The sequence below is a fragment of the Janthinobacterium sp. PSPC1-1 genome, assembly GCF_049897625.1.
In the GTDB taxonomy this organism is placed as follows: domain Bacteria; phylum Pseudomonadota; class Gammaproteobacteria; order Burkholderiales; family Burkholderiaceae_D; genus Janthinobacterium; species Janthinobacterium tructae.
In genome coordinates, this window is record NZ_JAFCWP010000003.1 from 61956 (window position 1) to 79626 (window position 17671).

19 protein-coding genes are annotated in these 17671 nt (G+C 62.3%); 5 read left to right on the forward strand and 14 right to left on the reverse strand.

Translation table 11 applies throughout. From position 1 onward, the window contains the following. Nucleotides 1–23: 23 nt before the first annotated feature. The 5 genes from ACP7EG_RS11335 to ACP7EG_RS11355 all read right to left on the reverse strand — a co-directional run bounded on the left by ACP7EG_RS11335 (nucleotide 24) and on the right by ACP7EG_RS11355 (nucleotide 3966). The gene (locus tag ACP7EG_RS11335; RefSeq protein WP_426087681.1) at nucleotides 24–2261 is read right to left on the reverse strand and encodes a methyl-accepting chemotaxis protein; all 2238 of its coding nucleotides are present in this window, start codon (nucleotides 2259–2261) and stop codon (nucleotides 24–26) included. Continuing rightward, a complete protein-coding gene (locus ACP7EG_RS11340) occupies nucleotides 2261–2878 on the reverse strand; it encodes a chemotaxis protein CheW (protein ID WP_426087682.1) in 618 nt (205 codons plus the stop codon). The genes ACP7EG_RS11335 and ACP7EG_RS11340 overlap by 1 nt, the downstream gene beginning before the upstream one ends. A 26-nt stretch (nucleotides 2879–2904) precedes the next feature. Further along, entirely contained in the window at nucleotides 2905–3270 is a 366-nt protein-coding gene (locus ACP7EG_RS11345; protein ID WP_096237817.1) for a response regulator transcription factor, read from the reverse strand. Nucleotides 3271–3304: 34 nt separating this feature from the next. Beyond that, nucleotides 3305–3727 carry a response regulator gene (locus ACP7EG_RS11350; protein ID WP_426087683.1) on the reverse strand — a complete coding sequence of 141 codons (423 nt, stop codon included), beginning with the start codon at nucleotides 3725–3727 and terminating at the stop codon, nucleotides 3305–3307. Between the two features lie 86 nt (nucleotides 3728–3813). Next, the gene (locus ACP7EG_RS11355) at nucleotides 3814–3966 is read right to left on the reverse strand and encodes a rubredoxin (protein WP_010401308.1); all 153 of its coding nucleotides are present in this window, start codon (nucleotides 3964–3966) and stop codon (nucleotides 3814–3816) included. A gap of 96 nt (nucleotides 3967–4062) precedes the next feature. Here ACP7EG_RS11355 and thiD point away from each other — a divergent pair, with 96 nt between their 5' ends. Beyond that, nucleotides 4063–4920, forward strand: a complete 858-nt coding sequence (gene thiD, locus ACP7EG_RS11360; protein ID WP_071075533.1) for a bifunctional hydroxymethylpyrimidine kinase/phosphomethylpyrimidine kinase — start codon at nucleotides 4063–4065, stop codon at nucleotides 4918–4920. Nucleotides 4921–4979: 59 nt separating this feature from the next. Beyond that, nucleotides 4980–6269 carry a glutamate-1-semialdehyde 2,1-aminomutase gene (hemL, locus tag ACP7EG_RS11365; protein ID WP_099762166.1) on the forward strand — a complete coding sequence of 430 codons (1290 nt, stop codon included), beginning with the start codon at nucleotides 4980–4982 and terminating at the stop codon, nucleotides 6267–6269. A 125-nt stretch (nucleotides 6270–6394) separates the two neighbouring features. Here the strand turns inward: hemL and ACP7EG_RS11370 are convergent, their stop codons facing one another. The 9 genes from ACP7EG_RS11370 to mpl all read right to left on the reverse strand — a co-directional run bounded on the left by ACP7EG_RS11370 (nucleotide 6395) and on the right by mpl (nucleotide 15805). Further along, entirely contained in the window at nucleotides 6395–7111 is a 717-nt protein-coding gene (locus ACP7EG_RS11370; RefSeq protein WP_426087684.1) for an HAD family hydrolase, read from the reverse strand. A gap of 286 nt (nucleotides 7112–7397) precedes the next feature. After that, nucleotides 7398–8363, reverse strand: coding sequence for a magnesium/cobalt transporter CorA (gene corA, locus ACP7EG_RS11375; RefSeq protein WP_034746658.1), 966 nt, complete (start codon nucleotides 8361–8363; stop codon nucleotides 7398–7400). Nucleotides 8364–8584: 221 nt separating this feature from the next. Further along, the gene (mtgA, locus tag ACP7EG_RS11380; protein WP_426088053.1) at nucleotides 8585–9331 is read right to left on the reverse strand and encodes a monofunctional biosynthetic peptidoglycan transglycosylase; all 747 of its coding nucleotides are present in this window, start codon (nucleotides 9329–9331) and stop codon (nucleotides 8585–8587) included. Beyond that, nucleotides 9313–10155 carry a shikimate dehydrogenase gene (gene aroE, locus ACP7EG_RS11385; protein ID WP_426087685.1) on the reverse strand — a complete coding sequence of 281 codons (843 nt, stop codon included), beginning with the start codon at nucleotides 10153–10155 and terminating at the stop codon, nucleotides 9313–9315. The genes mtgA and aroE overlap by 19 nt, the downstream gene beginning before the upstream one ends. Further along, nucleotides 10152–11009 carry an energy transducer TonB family protein gene (locus ACP7EG_RS11390; RefSeq protein WP_426088054.1) on the reverse strand — a complete coding sequence of 286 codons (858 nt, stop codon included), beginning with the start codon at nucleotides 11007–11009 and terminating at the stop codon, nucleotides 10152–10154. The genes aroE and ACP7EG_RS11390 overlap by 4 nt, the downstream gene beginning before the upstream one ends. 137 nt (nucleotides 11010–11146) lie before the next feature. Beyond that, a complete protein-coding gene (locus ACP7EG_RS11395; protein WP_426087686.1) occupies nucleotides 11147–13234 on the reverse strand; it encodes an RNB domain-containing ribonuclease in 2088 nt (695 codons plus the stop codon). A gap of 2 nt (nucleotides 13235–13236) precedes the next feature. Then, nucleotides 13237–13851 carry a chorismate--pyruvate lyase family protein gene (locus ACP7EG_RS11400; protein ID WP_426087687.1) on the reverse strand — a complete coding sequence of 205 codons (615 nt, stop codon included), beginning with the start codon at nucleotides 13849–13851 and terminating at the stop codon, nucleotides 13237–13239. Then, the gene (locus tag ACP7EG_RS11405; RefSeq protein WP_426087688.1) at nucleotides 13848–14432 is read right to left on the reverse strand and encodes a YqiA/YcfP family alpha/beta fold hydrolase; all 585 of its coding nucleotides are present in this window, start codon (nucleotides 14430–14432) and stop codon (nucleotides 13848–13850) included. The genes ACP7EG_RS11400 and ACP7EG_RS11405 overlap by 4 nt, the downstream gene beginning before the upstream one ends. Then, nucleotides 14429–15805, reverse strand: coding sequence for a UDP-N-acetylmuramate:L-alanyl-gamma-D-glutamyl-meso-diaminopimelate ligase (gene mpl / locus ACP7EG_RS11410; protein ID WP_426087689.1), 1377 nt, complete (start codon nucleotides 15803–15805; stop codon nucleotides 14429–14431). The genes ACP7EG_RS11405 and mpl overlap by 4 nt, the downstream gene beginning before the upstream one ends. A gap of 115 nt (nucleotides 15806–15920) precedes the next feature. On the opposite strand from mpl, the gene ACP7EG_RS11415 reads away from it, so the two are divergent. The 3 genes from ACP7EG_RS11415 (at nucleotide 15921) to aroQ (ending at nucleotide 17653) form a co-directional block, all read left to right on the forward strand. Further along, on the forward strand, nucleotides 15921–16559 hold the full coding sequence (locus ACP7EG_RS11415) for a hypothetical protein (protein ID WP_426087690.1): 639 nt from the start codon (nucleotides 15921–15923) through the stop codon (nucleotides 16557–16559). Between the two features lie 19 nt (nucleotides 16560–16578). Next, nucleotides 16579–17133 carry a TlpA family protein disulfide reductase gene (locus tag ACP7EG_RS11420; protein WP_071075523.1) on the forward strand — a complete coding sequence of 185 codons (555 nt, stop codon included), beginning with the start codon at nucleotides 16579–16581 and terminating at the stop codon, nucleotides 17131–17133. Nucleotides 17134–17215: 82 nt separating this feature from the next. Then, on the forward strand, nucleotides 17216–17653 hold the full coding sequence (gene aroQ, locus ACP7EG_RS11425; protein ID WP_071075522.1) for a type II 3-dehydroquinate dehydratase: 438 nt from the start codon (nucleotides 17216–17218) through the stop codon (nucleotides 17651–17653). Nucleotides 17654–17671 lie beyond the last annotated feature (18 nt).

Sequence of the window (17671 nt, forward strand, 5' to 3'; positions counted from 1 at the left end):
CCGCGCCTGGACTGGCGCGGCGTTCAGGCGGCGACGCGGAAGCGCGACACCGAGTTTTTCAGTTCCTGCGCCAGCATCGACAACTTGTGGATCGACTGCGCCGTTTGCTGCGTGCCGTCCTGGGTCTGCTCCGTCACGCTCAGGATATGCTGGATATTCAAGGCCACGCCGCTGGCCGAACCGGCCTGCGTGCCGGTGGCAAACGAGATACCCTGGATCAGTTCAGCCAGGTGTTTCGACACCTGGCTGATGTCGTTCAAGGCAGCGCCGGCCGCGTCGGACAGGTGTGCGCCCTCGACCACGCCCTGCGTGGATTTTTCCATCGCGCGAGTGGCGTCCTGGGTGTCGGCCTGGATGGTGCGCACCAGCGCGCCGATCTGCTTGGCGGCGGCAGCCGAGCGTTCGGCCAGGCGCTGCACTTCCTCGGCCACGACGGAAAAGCCGCGCCCCGCTTCACCGGCCGATGCGGCCTGGATGGCGGCGTTCAGCGCCAGCACGTTGGTCTGCTCGGTGATGTCGGAAATGAGCTCGGTGATTTCGCCGATTTCCTGCGACGATTCGCCCAGGCGCTTGATGCGCTTGGAAGTATCCTGGATCTGCTCGCGGATTTCATGCATGCCCTTGATGGCGTTTTCCACCGCCGTCGCCCCCTGCTGCGCCGCCGCCACCGACTGGCGTGCCACGTCGGCCGAGACACTGGCCGACTTCGACACGTCGGTAATCGCATTGGCCATCTTGACCACGGTGGCGCTGACGCCCTGGATTTCACGCGACTGCTGCTGCGAAGCGATCAACAGCTTGCTGGAGATGCTTTGTGCCTGCGTCGAGGCGCGGTTGACCTGTTCGGCCGTCGCCGTCACCCTCCCCACCAGGCCACGCAATTCCTCCACCGTGTAGTTGACGGAATCGGCGATGGCGCCCGTGATGTCTTCCGACACGGTGGCCTGCACCGTCAGGTCGCCGTCGGCGACCTTCTGCAATTCGTTCATCAGGCGCAGGATGGCAGCCTGGTTCTGCTCATTCCTGGCCTTCGCCACTTCCTCTTTTTCCTGCGACTGCAGGCGCAGGATTTCCGCTTCCTGGCGCCGCCGCTCGGCGTCGCGCGTGCGGTTGACGGAGTCCTGCAGCAGCACGCGGCCGATGCCGGCCGCAGCGATCAGGGTCAGCAACACGCCGCCGACCATCATCCAGAAGGCCATGCCCAGCGTTTCCTGGTTCACGTGGTACATCTGCTGCAGCAGGGTCAAGCGCTGGCGCAGGTCTTCGTTCTCGTTGAAGATCAGCTGTTCGGCGCTTTTCGCCGAACTGAATTTATCCAGGCGGTCGAGTATCGACGAGACCAGCTTCTGGTAAGTGTCAAAACTGCCCTTCAGCGCCACCAGCCGGTCGCGCAGTTCGGCATCGCGCGTGGGCGCCAATTGCAGCGCCACGCTGCCATTGAGCAAGCCTTCGACGGCAGTGCGGAAATACGTCGTGTCGCGTCCCAGAGAAAATGCCGTTTCCGAACTGATGCTGCCCGACGACAGGAACTCGCTGGCACTGCGGCTCATGCGCTGGCTCAGCATCATCAGGCGGCCGATGACGGCCAGGTCGCGCGCGTTGCCGCCACGCTGCACCTTGAGCGCCGCGATTTCCTCCGTCTGCGCCAGCAGCGCCGGCGACAGCGCATTCAATTGCTGCAAGGTCTTGTCGAATTCACCCAGCTCCGTTTTCAGGCGCAAGATGGTGCTGGCCGCACGGTCGCTGCTGGCCCACTTCTTGCGCGCGTCGGCCACCGCCGCCAGCAGGCCGGAACGCGACTCGCCGATATCGCGGCCGTGATACGTCCCGCCGCGCAGCATCAGGCGGAAATCCTGGTTCAGTTCATTGCGGCTTTCCTCGAGCTGGCGGAAGGCTTCCGGATTGCCTTGCACGGCGTTCGGCGCAGCCTTGCCGAGGCGCTGCGAATGCATCAGCGCGTCGCTGGCCAGCTGCGTCTGCGCCGAGGCGATATTGCCGCTGCGCGTATTGAGGCCGACGAACAGCAGGCTGGCGGCCAGGCTCAGGGCCATCACCGTCGACAGGATGCTCAGCTGCTTTTGCAGCGGCAAATGGCCGATCAGCGGCAGCTTCAAGTCGCTGACGGGTGCCTGGGCCAGCGACTTGCGCCGTCCCAGCGCGTCGCGCAGGCGCAGCGGCAGGTCGTCCGCCGCCGCTGGCTCGCCAGCAGCATGTTCCGCCTCAGGCATGCTGGCGGCCAGGATAGGGGAATTGGCACCCATCAGCAAATATCCTTGTGGTCGGCGAGGCCGCCAAAACCGGCATCGAGGAAGCGCTCCGCTTGCGCCAGCTGCGCCAGGTCCAGGCGCAGCCACTGCTGCCCTTCGCTATCGCGCAGCGTTTGCGCCGCCCACGATGGGAGCACGCCCTGCGCCGCATCGTGAACGCGCACCGATTGCAGCGTGCGCAGCTGGCGCAAGCCCAGTACGCGCTCGACCAGCAAAGCGCAATTGAGGCCCAGGCGGGGAGAAAAGGTGATGATGCGGCAGTGATTGCCAGGCGTGCAGGCCGGTTCGCCCATGTAGCGGGCCAGGTCGACGACCCCCGTCAGGCGTCCGCGCATGGCCGCCAGGCCCAGGTACCAATCCTGCGCCAGCGGCACGCCCTGGATCTGCACCCCGGCAGCGATGACGATTTCACCGAGCTGCGTCAGGTCGAGCAGGCACGGCCGACCACCGAGCATCACGCCCAGTTCCTTGCGCGCTGCCAGCGCGCCGCTGCGCGCGGCCTGTATCCGCTCGATCAATTGCAGCTGATACTGGCGCAAGCGCCCCTGCCGTGCGCCCGTCTCGAAGGATGGCATGGCGGCAGCGGCAGGCGAAAAGGCCGCAGTGGACACGCCGTTACCTGGCATCGTTTGCATTCTCAGGAAAGCGCGGCGATCTTGGCCAGCAGCTCGGCTTCGAGCACCGGCTTGACCAGGTAATCGCGCGCGCCCTGGCGCAAGCCCCAGATGCGGTCCGTTTCCTGGCTCTTGCTGGAGCAGATAATCACCGGCACGTCCTGCAGTTCGGGATCGCGCGCAATCGCGCGCGTGATCTGGAAGCCATTCGCACCGGGCATCACCACATCCATCAGGATCAGGTCGGGCCTGGCCTGCTTCAGTTGCGCCAGCGCGTCGGCGCCGTCCTGCGCCGTAAAGACGGCATAACCGGCACGCACCAGCATCTCGCTCAGGTAGTAGCGTTCTGTCGCCGAGTCATCGACGATCAGAATTGTGTGTATGGCCATCTGCTTCCTTGCTGCGTTGTCAATCAATAAATCACTACTCAAAATGCCTGGCCAGGTGCAGCCGCACGGCCTCCAGCAGCGCCTCGCGCGCCAGCGGCTTGGCCAGGCAGGCGCTGGCGCCTGCCATGGCGCCGCGCGCGCGGTCGAACAAGCCTTCCTTCGACGACAGCATCAGCACCGGCGTGGCGTGATGCGCCGCACTGGCCTTGATCAGCGCGCAGGTGCGGTAGCCGTCCAGGCGTGGCATCACAATGTCGCACACGATCAGCGCCGGCTGGCAATCGGCGATCTTGGCCAGGGCCTCGAAGCCGTTTTCCGCCACCACCACGCGATAACCTGCCTCGCGCAAGACCTTTTCGGCCGCGCTGCGGCTGGTGGCGCTGTCGTCGATGACCAGTATTATGGCGCCGGCGCACACGGCATCGGACGCTGCCTCGGGCAAGATTGGACACGACATGTAATTATTCGACAATCTTTCATACCATAGCACAGGCTGCCGCGATACCTGCGTGCGGCAGCTCCATCCCGGGGATCTGGATTAAATTAAAGCGCCACCATCTCGAAATCATCCTTGCGCGCACCGCATTCAGGACAGGTCCAGTTCATCGGAACATCGGCCCAACGCGTGCCGGGAGCGATGTCTTCGTCGGGAAGGCCGGCCGCTTCATCATAAACCCAGCCGCAAATTAGACACATCCACGTTTGGAATTGCTGCGTTGTTTCGTTGCTACTCACGTTCTGCCACCCTTCAATCAAGTAAAATGCTGAATTAGGTATCTTAATCTACCCGCCGTGCAAAACCAAACTTCTCCCCTCATATTAAGCTTCGGCGTGTCCGATCCGGTCGGCGCGATCGGCATCCAGGCCGACCTGGCCACGTTTTCAGCCTTCGGCTGCCATGGCCTGTCGGTCACCACGGGCCTGTTGATCAGCGATACGGCGCGCGTGGAAGACGTGCAGGCGGTCGACCCGGACTGGGTTTCGGACCAGGCGCGCGTGCTGCTGGAAGACATGTCCGTCTCGGCCATCAAGATCGGCGCCCTGGGCAGCGTGGAAAACGTCACGGCCATCGCCGAAATCGTCTCCGACTATCCGAACGTGCCGCTGATCCTCGATCCCTTCATTTCGGCGCTGCCGGAACAGGGCATGGACGACGAAGACATCCTCACCGCCGTGCGCCAGTTGCTGATCCCGCAAACGACCTTGCTGGTGCTCTCGCCGGTGGAACTGGAGCGCCTGGCCGAAACCTGGCGCGACGCCGATCCGGACGACACCTTGCAAAACGACGTCGACTACCTGGTGGCGCTGGGCTGCGAATACGTGCTCGTCACCGGCATGCCGGCCGACGCCAGCAAGTCCGGCACGGGCGAAGGCAAGTTGCGCGCCAATACCCTGTTCGGCGAAGACGGCGTGGTGCGCCACGACCAATGGCAGCACCTGCCGGGCATCTTCAACGGCGCCGGCAGCACCCTGTCGGCGGCGGCCACCGCCCTGCTGGCCCTGGCGCAAAACGAAGACGATGTGCCGCAGGTGGTCGTGGCGGCGCAGGAATTTACCACCGGCGCGCTGGCCCACGCGCAGCGCCACGGCATGGGCAAGCTGGTGCCGAACCGGCTGTTCCGGCAGCAGCGCCAGCGCGACGCCCAATAATTCTGTAGCAGACCAGACAGACGACACAGACAACGATCCACTTTCAAGGCACGATTATCATGACGACGACTTCACAGAACGACATCCTGTTTGCCCGCGCACAAAAAACCACGCCAGGCGGCGTCAATTCGCCCGTGCGCGCCTTCCGCTCCGTCGGCGGCACGCCGCGTTTCATCACGCGCGCCGAAGGACCCTACTTCTGGGACGCGGACGGCAAGCGCTATATCGACTACATCGGCTCGTGGGGCCCGGCCATCGTCGGCCACGCCCACCCGGAAGTGGTGAAAGCGGTGCAGGATGCGGCCGCGCTGGGTCTGTCGTTCGGCGCGCCGACCGAAGGCGAAGTGCTGATGGCCGAGGAAATCACGCGCCTGGTGCCGTCGATCGAGCAGGTGCGCCTGGTGTCGTCGGGCACGGAAGCGACCATGAGCGCCCTGCGCCTGGCGCGCGGCGCCACGGGACGCGACAAGATCGTCAAGTTCGAAGGCTGCTACCACGGCCACGCCGATTCACTGCTGGTGAAAGCGGGCAGCGGCCTGCTCACCTTCGGCAACCCGACCTCGGCCGGCGTGCCGGAAGATTTCGTGAAACACACCCTGGTGCTCGACTATAACAACGTGGAGCAGCTGAAGGACGCCTTCGACAGCTTCGGCGCGGAGATCGCCTGCGTGATCGTCGAACCGGTGGCCGGCAACATGAACCTGGTCAAAGCCACGCCAGAATTCCTGCAGGCGATGCGCGAGCTGTGCACGCAGCACGGCGCCCTGCTCATTTTCGATGAAGTCATGTGCGGCTTGCGCGTGGCCCTGGGCGGCGCGCAGGCGCTGTACGGCATCAAGCCCGACCTCACGGCGCTGGGCAAGGTGATCGGCGGCGGCATGCCGGTGGCGGCCTTTGGCGGCAGCGCCGCGCTGATGCACCACATGGCGCCGCTGGGCGCCGTCTACCAGGCCGGTACTTTGTCCGGCAACCCGGTCGCCGTGGCGGCCGGCATGGCCACCTTGAAACTGATCCAGCAGCCAGGCTTCTACGAGCAGCTGGGCGCCACCGCCAAGCGCCTGGCTGAAGGCCTGACCGCCGCCGCCAAAGAAGCGGGCGTGGTCTTCTGCGCCGACTATATCGGCGGCATGTTCGGCATCTATTTCAGCGCCACGCCACCGACCAGCTACGCGGAAATGATGGCGGGCGACCGCAGCAAGTTCAACGCCTTCTTCCACGCCATGCTGGACGAAGGCGTGTACTTCGCGCCCGCCGCCTTCGAGGCGGGCTTCGTCTCGGCGCAGCACGATGATGCCGTCATCGACGCCACCATCGCCGCTGCGCGCAAGGTGTTTGCCAAATTAGCGTAAGGTACACACCTGACAAAACCTACTGCGCGTCGCGCTTTGCGGCCGGCGATGCTCACCGTACTAGAGTACGGTTGCGCTTCTCGGCCACAAATCACTGCCGCTCGCTACGGTTTTGTCAGGTGTCGTTACACTGTAGCGCTTTGTAGCACCGCGGCCACCAGCGCCGGCAGGCTGGCCATGTCGCTGAACACGACATGCGCGCCGGCCGCCTTCAGGCGCGCTTCCTGGCCGGCGGCGATATGCCCGCCGCCGATGAATCCCAATACCGTCATGCCCGCCGCCACGGCGGCCGTCACGCCCGTGACGCTGTCTTCCAGCACCAGGCACTGGCCCGGTGGCACGCCAAACGCGGCCGCCGCCGCCAGGTACACGCCAGGATGCGGCTTGGCGTGACCGACCAGGTCCGGCGTAAACACGCGTTGATCGAACAGCGGCGCCATGCCAGTGCGCTCGAGCGCCGACAGCACGCGCGCACTGACGCTGTTCGAGGCCACGGCCTTGGGCAGCGCAATGGCGGCCAGCGCCTGCGCCACGCCCGGTACGGCGCGCAATTGCGCATCGCAGGCCGCATCGACGGCGTTGCCGATGGCCATGATCTCGTCGGCCGGCAATTGCGGCAAGCCCAACTCCTTGTAGATATCCTGCATCAGCGGCACCAGGCGCTGGCCCAGGCGCGGCTCGATCAAGCCTTGCAGGGTAACGCCCTGAGGCAGATTCGGCAGGCGCGGTGCCAGCAATTCCAGCAACGCTTGCAGGGCCACGGCTTCGCTGTCGATCAGCACGCCATCGCAGTCGCTGATCAAATGGGTAAAGCGCAGTGGGGTGGTGGCGGTATCAGGCATGGACTCTCCAGAAGACAACGGTGACGGGAAATGCGGCGGCCAGCCGGCCAAGGCAGGCATCGCAACGATCATAGGTGGAACAGGCGGACGCTACCACGCAGAAAACATCTGAATGACGATACTTTTCTGCAAAAAGCAGACTACGGGGGAAAGAATGGGGCGCCAGGCAAGCGGCTACGCGCAAATACCAATTCAATACCACGCAATACCAATGATTATCGCTGATTTTTGAATTTGCTGCGCTCGCCTTGAAATCCGGGATGCGGGAGCGTCCCGGCAAGAGGGCTTATTTCAGCCAGCCACGGTGGCGGAAGTACAGGAACGGTGCGATGGCGCTGGTGATCATCAGGCCCCAGGCCCACGGATAGCCGAACGACCACTCCAGCTCCGGCATCAGCTTGAAGTTCATGCCGTACACGCTGGCGATCAGGGTCGGCGGCAGGAACGCCACGCTGGCCACCGAGAAGATCTTGATGATCTTGTTCTGGTTGATGTTGATGAAACCGACGGTGGCATCCATCAGGAAGTTGATCTTATCAAACAGGAACGAGGTATGGCCATCGAGCGATTCGATATCGCGCAAAATCTGCCGTGCTTCCTCGAACTGCTCGGAATTCAATAAACGGCCGCGCATCAGAAAGCTCACGGCGCGGCGCGTATCCATCATGTTGCGGCGGATGCGGCCATTCAAATCTTCCTCGTGCGCAATCGCGTTCAGCGCTTCGGCCGCGTGCGCATCGGTAAATTCCTTTTGCAGCACACGCGTGCTGACTTCTTCCAGGTTCTGGTAGATGCCTTCGAGCACGTCGGCCGAATATTCGGCATCGGTGGCGTACAGGTCGAGCAGCACGTCCATGTAGTCGGCAATCGAGCCTGGCCGCGAGCGGGCGCGCATGCGCACCAGGCGGAACACGGGCAGGTCGTCCGTATGCATGGAAAACAGAATCTTGCGCGCCAGGATGAAGGCCACGGTGATGACGCGCGAGGGACCGTCGTCTTCTTCACGCAGGAAGTCGGTGCGCAGATGCAAGTCGCCGTTTTCCGCTTCGTAATAGCGGGCCGACGCTTCAATATCCTTGACTTCGTCTTCGCCCGGCAGGGTGACGTTGTAGATGGCCTTGACCCAGGCCCGTTCATCATCGGTGGGGTCGGTCAGGTCGACCCACACCGGTTCGGCATTTTCGAGGTCTGCGCGGCTGTCGATCGGCACCTGGTTGAGCCGGCCATTCTGTAATACAAAGACATTGATCATGCGCGCTCTCAGCCGGATGTGGGGTTATCGTGATGTGCTGGCGCTGGCGCCAAAAATGAAAACAGCGCAAGTGTACCCGCAAAGGCCTTTTCACGACCACCCCCGGCACCGCTTTTTCACGGAAAAAGTGCGGCGTTGCACCAAGGGAGACGATTAAGATGCTGTGCCGCAATAGTGCCAATCAGGCAGCTTTAACTTTATGCAAATAAAGCCGGCTGCCATCAAGGCAATTCCGCCGCCCCCATGCGGCGCAGGATGACACTGGTACGCCGGTTCAGATAGCCCGTATCGCGGTGACGGTCATAAAAGCGGGGGTTCGGCAACATCACGGCCAGTTTCGCCGCCTGCGCCGTGCTCAGGCCCGCCGCGCTGACATGGTAATAGTGGCGCGCGGCCGCTTCGGCGCCGAAGATGCCCGTGCCAAACTCCACCACATTCAAATAAATTTCAAAGATGCGCTGCTTCTCCATCAGGCTTTCCAGCATGTACGTGATGATCAGTTCCTGGCCCTTGCGCACATAGCTGCGCGAACCGGACAGGAACAGATTTTTCGCCAGTTGCTGCGTGATGGTCGAACCGCCCGCCACGACCTTTTGTTTTTTGCTATTTTTCTCGTACGCCTTTTGCAAGGCTTCCCAGTCCACGCCTTCGTGCTCGGAGAAATTCGCGTCTTCCGAGGCGATGATGGCCCGTTTCAGGTTGTTCGAGATGCGGTCGTACGGCACCCACGTCTGCTTGATCGTGGCATTCGGATTCTTGTCCTGCAAGACAGACAACTGTTCACGCATGAAAGCCGTGCTGGACGGGTTGTGGTCGATCCACCACCAGATTTGCAGGAAGAAATACAGTTGCACGACGATGAAGGCCAGGATGGGTACGATGAACAGCCACTTGATCCAGCCGTAGCGGCTGCCGCCTCTACCTTTTTGCGCGCCCTTCTTGCCGCCGCTCACAGGCTGCCCCGCAATTGCGCCAGCAAGTCCTGCGTCTGCGGCCGCACGCCGCGCCACACGTAAAACGCTTCGGCCGCCTGCTCTACCAGCATGCCCAGGCCATCGCGCACCTGCGCGCCATGCTGCGCGGCAAAGTCCATGAAGACGGTGGGCTGGGCGCCATACATCATGTCCAGCGCCAGCGTGCCACTGCCAAAAACACTGGGCGGCACGGGCGGCAAGTCGCCCGCCAGGCTGGCCGAGGTGGCATTGATGACGATATCGAAGACGCCGTCCGCCTGCGCGAAGCTACCTGCGCGCAGCTGGGCAGCGTGACTCGCCGCATCCGCAAACTGCGCCACCAGCGCCTCGGCCGTGGCCACGCTGCGGTTGGCAATGAACACTTCCTGCGGCGCCTGTTCCAGCAAGGGCAGCACCACGCCGCGCGCCGCACCGCCCGCGCCCAGCAGCAAAATGCGCTTGCCGGCGATGGCCACGCCCGCGTTGCGCACGATGTCGGCCACCAGGCCCGCGCCATCGGTATTGTCGCCAAGAATGGTCTCGTCCTCGAAACGCAGGGTATTGACGGCGCCGGCCGCTTGCGCGCGCGGCGTCAGGACGGTGGCCAGCGCACACGCATCGAGTTTGAAGGGCACCGTCACGTTCGCGCCCTTGCCGCCCTCGGCAGCAAACGTGCGGGCCGCCAGGGCAAAGCCATCGAGCGGCGCCAGGCGGCGTTCGTAGACGATGGGCTCGCCCGTCTGCAGGGCAAACGCGGCGTGGATCAGGGGAGACTTGCTGTGGGCGATGGGATTGCCAAAGACGCAATATTGGTCGGGATTAATGTTTTGCTTGCTCAATTGCTGCCGCCAGTCAGGTTAGCTTCCATTTTTTCTTCGCGCGTAAATTTGAAACGGGTGATGACGACCCACAGGTCATCCTTATCACTTGACAACATATTCGGTGGGAAACGGCCGAACGGTGCCGCGCGGCGCACGATGGCCAAGGCCGCCGCATCCAGCACGGGGTTGCCCGAGCTTTTCTCCACGCGGGCGCCGCCTTCCTTCTGGTAAATCGTGCCGTCCTGGAAGATGGGGATGTAGACGACCAGTTCGCCATATATCTTGCGGCCATTCTTTTGCGGGAAATTCAGGGTGCCTATTTCCTCGATGCGCTTTTGCAGGGTCTTGTAATACATGGCATAGCCGACCTCCTGCGTGCTGGGCGTAATAAAAGTCTTGCGCGGACGTTTATTCTGGTCTTCCACGGTCTGGCTGATCTCGGCCGCCATGCGTGCGATGGCCTTGCTGCTTTCCATCAAGTCCGAACCGGAGGCCAAAGGATTGGGCTTGTCCTTTTCCGTGACGGGCGCGGCGCTGTAAGGCGTCGGCCTGGCCGCCTGCGTCAGCAATTCCTGCTGTTTTTGTTCCAGTTCGGCGATGCGCCGGGCGCTGGCCTTGACGCTCTCACCCTCTTCCACCTTGCGCATGTCGGGCAAGGGCGACTTGGCGCGGCCCTTGTCGGCCTGTCCACCGCCATCGAGGTTGGCTTGCGCCAGGGCATCGGCCTTCAGCGGCTTGTTCGCATGCTTGGCGTTGACCAGGATCACTTCCAGGCCGGGATCGGTGGCGACGGCCCGCTGCGGCGCCGGGGCGACAAAATGCATCGCCAGCAAGGCGCCGTGCGCCAGCAGCGATACCGCCACGGCGATCATCAGGAAACGATACTCTCGGAAAGACTTCACGCGCAACCCAGTTCCTTACAACACAAGATACAAGATGGCTGAATTCTACGTCAAAGGGCGATGCCGGCAACAGTTTTCAGCACCGCCCTGGTGGTCTGCATGGGACCTTACTTGACCTCGGGTTCGCTGACCACGTCTTCGCTGGCCAGTTCCGCCACTTCCGCATCGGCGTCGCTGACCTGGTTTGCCGCTTCCGGCGATGCTTCAACTGTCACGTCGCCTTCTTCGGCAGCCTCGTCGCCCGCGTCTTCCTCGTAATCGAGCTCGGCATCGGCCGCCGCATCCGGCACGGTGGCGATTTCCAGCAGGCGCGCTTCAATGCTCAGGTCGACTTCATCCCAGCGCAGCAAGTCCAGTTTCACCTGGGCGCCGCGCGCCACCGATGGCATGCCCGGCAGCTTGATAACCAGCGGAATGTCGACCAGGCGCAGTATCTCGTCTTTCAAGACGACGGCATCGACCTGGCGCGCGTTTTCCTGGTGCAGCCAGCGCAAGCACCAGTAGCGTTCCATGTTCGACTGGAAATCGCCATACGCGGCATACGCGGCGTCGAACGCCGAAACGATGGCGAACAGGTTCGCATCACGCGGCTTGAACGGGGCCACCAGCGGCGCCGTCACGCCATGCTCGGCGCAGGCGATGATTTGCCACTGGTTCACCAGGTCCGTGTAGCGGCGCAAAGGCGAGGTGCTCCACGCATATTGATCCACGCCCAGGCCCTGGTGCGGCGCTGCATGGGTGACCATGCGCACCTGCATCTTTGCCGCCCAGCTATTACCGCTGCCGCCGCCCTGGCTGCGGTAGATGCCCGGCACGCCATGGTCGTGCAGCATCTTGCCCCAGGTGCTGTTGGCAAAGATCATCAGTTCAGCGACGATCTTGTCCAGCGGCGCGCCACGCTTGCGGCGCGCCACGCTGACGATATCGTTTTCCACATAAAAGTTGAAATCGACGCGGTTATTCTGTTCCGGCTTCAGGCCGAACCCTTCGCGCTTCTTCATGCGGCCCTGTTCCAGCTGCTGCGCCCATTGCCACAGCACGGCAAAATCGGCCTTGTGCGGATACTCGCCTTCGCCGCTGGCCAGGGTTTCCTCGTTGACCAGGTCGTCTAACTGGTTATGCCGCAAATTGCTGGCGATCGGCACCAGCTCGGCACGCGTCTGCGTGCTGATGACCGCCCAGTCGGCTTTCGGGTCCAGGGTGGCGTACAGCGACAGGGCCGGGCACGTCGTGCCTTCCGCGAGCGTGAAAGCATTCACGATTTCGTCCGGCAGCATGGTGATCTTGTCGCCCGGCATGTAGACGGTCGACATGCGCTGGCGCGCCATCTTGTCGATCACGTCTTCCGGGCGGATGCCCAGGCCCGGCGCGGCGATGTGTATACCCACTTTCACGGTGCCATCGGGCAACGGCTGCACCGAGAAGGCATCGTCGATCTCGGTGGTGGTCACGTCGTCGATCGAGAAGGCGGCCACCTCGGCCAGCGGCAGCTTGGCCGTCACGGCGGGTACAGGCACGCTGGGGAAGCCGGCGCCCTTGGGGAAATTTTCAAAGAGGAATTTCGACAGGTGCAAGTCTTTCGGCGAAGCAATACCGCCGACGGCCAGCATCAGGCGCGGCGGCGTCGTGTGCAATTCCGTGCACGCTGCTTCCAGCGCCTTGTATTCGATGGTGTTCTTGTCCGGCTTGAACAGCAGTTGCAGCACCATGGGCTGCATCGAGGCAGGCAAGCGGTTCTGTTTCAGCTCTTCCACATAGCTTGCCTGCACCAGCGCCTGCTGCTTTTTCTTTTCGATGCCGGCCAGGGCCGCCTTCAGCGACGCTTCCGGCGCCGCCTTGTAGCGGCCACGGCCCTTCTTGTAAAAATACACGGGCGCCGAATGCAGGGCCAGGATCAGGCCGGCCGCTTCCGGCGGCAACGGTGCGTGGCCGAAATACTCGGCGCCCAGCTCGGCAAAGCCGAACTCGTCTTCGCCCGCCACTTCCCACAGAAAATCAAGGTCGATCTCGGCGGCAATGCTCTTGGCCTGTTCCAGCAGCTCGGCCGGGGCCGGCTTTTCATACTGCAGCAGCACATCCTTGACCTTGACCTTGGTGCGCTTGCCGCTGGCCATTTCCACTTGATACGCTTCACCCGCTTGCGACAGGACCGTGCCGACCTTGAAATCGCCGGATTCTTCAAAAAATAGATTCATTGTTATGCTTTGTTTATTAATGTGTCGGTTGTAACGGTGCGAGCGAAGGACGTCAACTCCAGCACCGCCGGCAAAAATACTTCGGTTACCAGCAGCAATCCCTGGTGACGCTGATACAGGCAGCGGCGGGCAAAAAACAGCGCCTGTTCGTCGACGCGCTGCCCTTCCCGTGCCAGCGCTGTCTGCGCCCGCTGCACCAGCGGGTGGCCGGCGCGCAAGCGGGCAAATTCCAGTGTGCCGCGCCGCACCATGCGGTCACCAAACAGGGTCGTGCCCAGCGATCGCTCGCCCAGCGCGGAAAACAAGGGCCAGTCCGTGGCCGTCGCCTGCATGGGCACGACGGTATGGCCAAACACGGCCGGTTTGTCATCACAACGCAACAACACTTCGCGTTCCCATACCCGGCCCGCGCGGTGCAAACCAATGATGGCCGCCTCGTCGCTCAAACAACGTGCCGTTTCCTGATGCAAACATTGCACGCGAAATGCCTGACTATGCGCTTTCAGCTTGGCCGTCAGCGAACCGCCGCCCGTCAGCCAGTGGCGCAAGGCCTGTGGCGCATTGACGGCATTCACGTGCGCATGCCATTGCGCCTGGCGTAGCGAACCCGGCCTCACTGGGCGGCGTCCGCATCGATGCCGCAAAAGGCCAGCACGGGCGCCAGGTAGTCAGCAAATTCGCTGATGCCATGGTCGCTGCCGTCGATGACGCACTGCTGCGCCCCCTGATAATGCGCCAGCATGTCGCGGTAGTCGAGTACTTCATCGCCGGTGGCGGCAATCAGGAAGTAACGTTGCGGCTCAGTAATTTTCGCTACGGCAAACGCACGCAGTTCGTCGATATACTCGCGCTTGAACTCGAATGGCTGGTCCGAATGGAACTCGGTCGTCACGCCCACATGCTGTTCCAGGTCGATCAGGGGAACAATCGCGGGGTTCAACAACACGGCGCGGCAACCGAGCTGCTCGGCCAGCCAGGTGGCGTAATAGCCGCCCAGCGAGGAGCCGATGATCGTCAGGTCGCCCGGCGCCACGTCCTTGACCAGCGACAGGGCGAGCTCGATGGCCAGCTTGGGCGAGGCCGGCAATTGCGGGCACAGCCACTCTGCTTCGCGGCCCAGCGCCTGCATCTGCGCGGCCAGCAGGCGCGACTTCATCGACAGGGGCGACGAGCGGAATCCATGCAGGTACAGAATCATCGGCCCAGCGCCTCCAGCAACTTCTGATGCACGCCGCCAAAGCCGCCATTGCTCATGACGACGATCTGGTCGCCGGGACGGGCGGCCGCGGCCACGGCGGCCACCAGGGTATCGATGTCTTCATACGCGCTGGCAATCTTGCCCAGCGGCGCCAGCGCGTCGCCCAGGCTCCAGCCCAGCGCGGCATGGCTGCCGAAACCGAAGACCAGGTCGGCATCCTTCAGGCTGCCGGGCAGCGCATCTTTCATGGCGCCCAGCTTCATGGTGTTCGAACGCGGTTCCAGCACGGCCAGGATGCGGGCGCTGCTGCCGATTTTTTGCCGCAGGCCGCCCACGGTGGTGGCAATGGCCGTCGGGTGATGCGCGAAATCGTCGTACACGGTCATGTCGTTGACCACGCCGCGTACTTCCATGCGCCGCTTGACGCTGTCGAATGTGGCCAGCGAGGCGCAGGCCTGGGCCATCGGCACGCCCACATGGCGCGCGGCGGCGATGGCCGCCAGCGCATTGCTGCGGTTGTGCTTGCCCGTCAGCGCCCACGCCACATGGCCTTCCTGCTGGCCATTGAAATACACGTCGAAGCTGCCATCGGCCTGCTCTTGCAGTTGCCAGTTGGCATCTTGGCCAAAACTTTCCTTTTCACTCCAGCAACCACGCGCCAGCACGCGCTGCAGCGACGCTTCGTCGCCATTGAACACCAGGCGGCCGATGCCGGGCACCGTGCGCACCAGATGGTGGAATTGCGTCTCGATCGCGTGCAGATCGGGGAAGATGTCGGCGTGATCATATTCCAGGTTATTCATGATGGCCGTCTTCGCGTGGTAATGCACGAACTTGCTGCGCTTGTCGAAGAAGGCCGTATCGTATTCATCGGCTTCGATGACGAAGAAGTCCGACTCGGCGCTCTTGCCGTCGATCTTGCCGCTGAGACGGGCGGAAATGCCAAAGTTCATCGGCACGCCACCGATCAGGAAGCCCGGCGCATAGCCCGCGTCTTCGAGTATCCAGGCCAGCATGGCCGAGGTGGTCGTCTTGCCATGCGTGCCGGCCACGGCCAGTACCCACTTGTTGCGCAAGATGTGTTCGCCGATCCACTGCGGACCGGACACGTACGGCAGGCTGCGGTTGAGGATTTCTTCCACCAGCGGGTTACCGCGCGAGACGACATTGCCAATCACATACAAATCCGGGTTCAGCTTGGTTTGTTCGGGATCAAAGCCCTGGATCAGTTCGATTCCCTGCGATTCCAGCTGGGTGCTCATCGGCGGATACACGTTGGCATCGCAACCAGTAACTTTATGGCCGGCTTCCTTGGCCAGCACGGCCAGGCCGCCCATGAAGGTACCGCAAATGCCGAGAATATGAATATGCATGTGATCAGTGCGAAAGGTGCACGCTTAAGTAAGTAAGACGATGAGAAAAAAAAGAGCAAGTGTGGGATTTTACCTGACGCCATGACTTTTTCCGCTTCGGAGTATCATCTCGCTCATGACGAACGATGCATTTGACGATAGCGCGCAGCTGCGCCAGGAAATCGCCGCCGCTGCCGCGCGCCTGGTGGCGCAGGATGGCGCCGACTATGGCAGCGCCAAGCGCAAGGCGGCGCGGCAAGTCCTGGGCGACGCGCCCAGCCCGCCCAACGTACTTCCCGATAACGACATGATCGAGGAACAGGTGCGGCAATACAATGCCCTGTTCCTGGCCGGCAGCCAGCCGGCGCGCCTGTTCCAGCTGCGCACGATCGCGCTGCAGGTCATGGAAGCGTTGCAACAATTTCATCCCCTGCTCAGCGGCCCCGTGCTCAATGGCACGGCCGGCCCCCACGACGAGATCTATTTGCAGCTGTTTGCCGAGAGCGCCAAGGATATCCACATCTTCCTGCTGAATAAAAATGTCGTGCTCGACATGTCGGAAAGCCCGCATTTCAAGGGAGCGCGTTATGATGCGGTCGAGACAGCCAGTTTCTTGTGGAAAAACGAAGGCGTGCACGCTGCCATGTATGAGCTCGACGATATGCGCGGCGCACTGAAAGCCAAGGCGGACGGCAAAGTGCTGCGCACCGACATCGCCGGGCTGCGCAGCCTGCTGGCCGCCAGCCTCGCCGATGGCGTGCCGGCTGCCGACTAACATTGATATAGATAAAGTTATGACAAAAAAGAATTGGATCGGCTGCGCCATCGTGGCGCTGATGTTCGGCGGCATGGGCGCCTACGTGGGCTTGAGCAAGGAAAAAGCGAAAGCAGCGGGACCGCTGACGACCACCATCGCGCCAGGCGCGACGGGTCCCGTCAACGAGCTGTATGCGCTGTCCCTGCCGGACGCGGCGGGCGCCACGCAAGCCTTGTCGCAATGGAAAGGAAAAAACCTGCTGGTGAATTTCTGGGCGCCATGGTGTCCGCCTTGCGTGGAAGAAATGCCGGAGTTATCTGAAGTACAAGGCCACTATGCGGCAAAAAACCTGCAAGTGATCGGTATCGGTATCGATTCGGCCAGCAATATTGCCACTTTTGCCAGCAAGGTCAAGATCGCCTATCCTGTGTATGTGTCCGGTCTCAGCGGCACCGACCTGTCGCGTCATTTTGGCAATGCCACCGGTGGTTTGCCCTTTACGGTGCTGATCGGCGCCGATGGCGAAGTCAAAAAGACCTATCTGGGCCGCTTGAAATTTGATCAGTTGCGCGCCGATCTGGATAAATTGTAAATTCGGAGCGTGCTTTTTTCTCTTGCCAATGCGTATCTTTGGCGGCAAAATGCGGAACTTTCGCTAAAACGGTCTTCCATACATGGCAAAAAACCTCCTTCTGCTCAACGGTCCCAACCTGAATTTGCTGGGAACGCGCGAGCCAGAGGTCTACGGCGCCAGCACCTTGGCCGATATCGAGCAGGCAGCAATGGCGCAAGCCATGGCGGCCGGTGCCGACCTGATCTGCTTTCAAAGCAACCATGAAGGCGCACTGATCGACCGCATCCATGCCGCGCGAGCGGAAGGGATCGATGCCATCGTCATCAATCCGGGCGGCCTGACCCATACCAGCGTTGCCTTGCGCGATGCGCTGGCCGGGGTCGCCATCCCGTTCGTGGAAGTCCATATCTCGAATATTTATCAACGCGAAACGTTTCGACATCACTCATTTCTCAGCGCGATCGCGCAGGGGACGATCTGCGGGCTAGGTATCGATGGATATCGGCTTGCCATCGACTTTGCGCTTAAAAAACGTTAATCTACGCGATCTGCACGT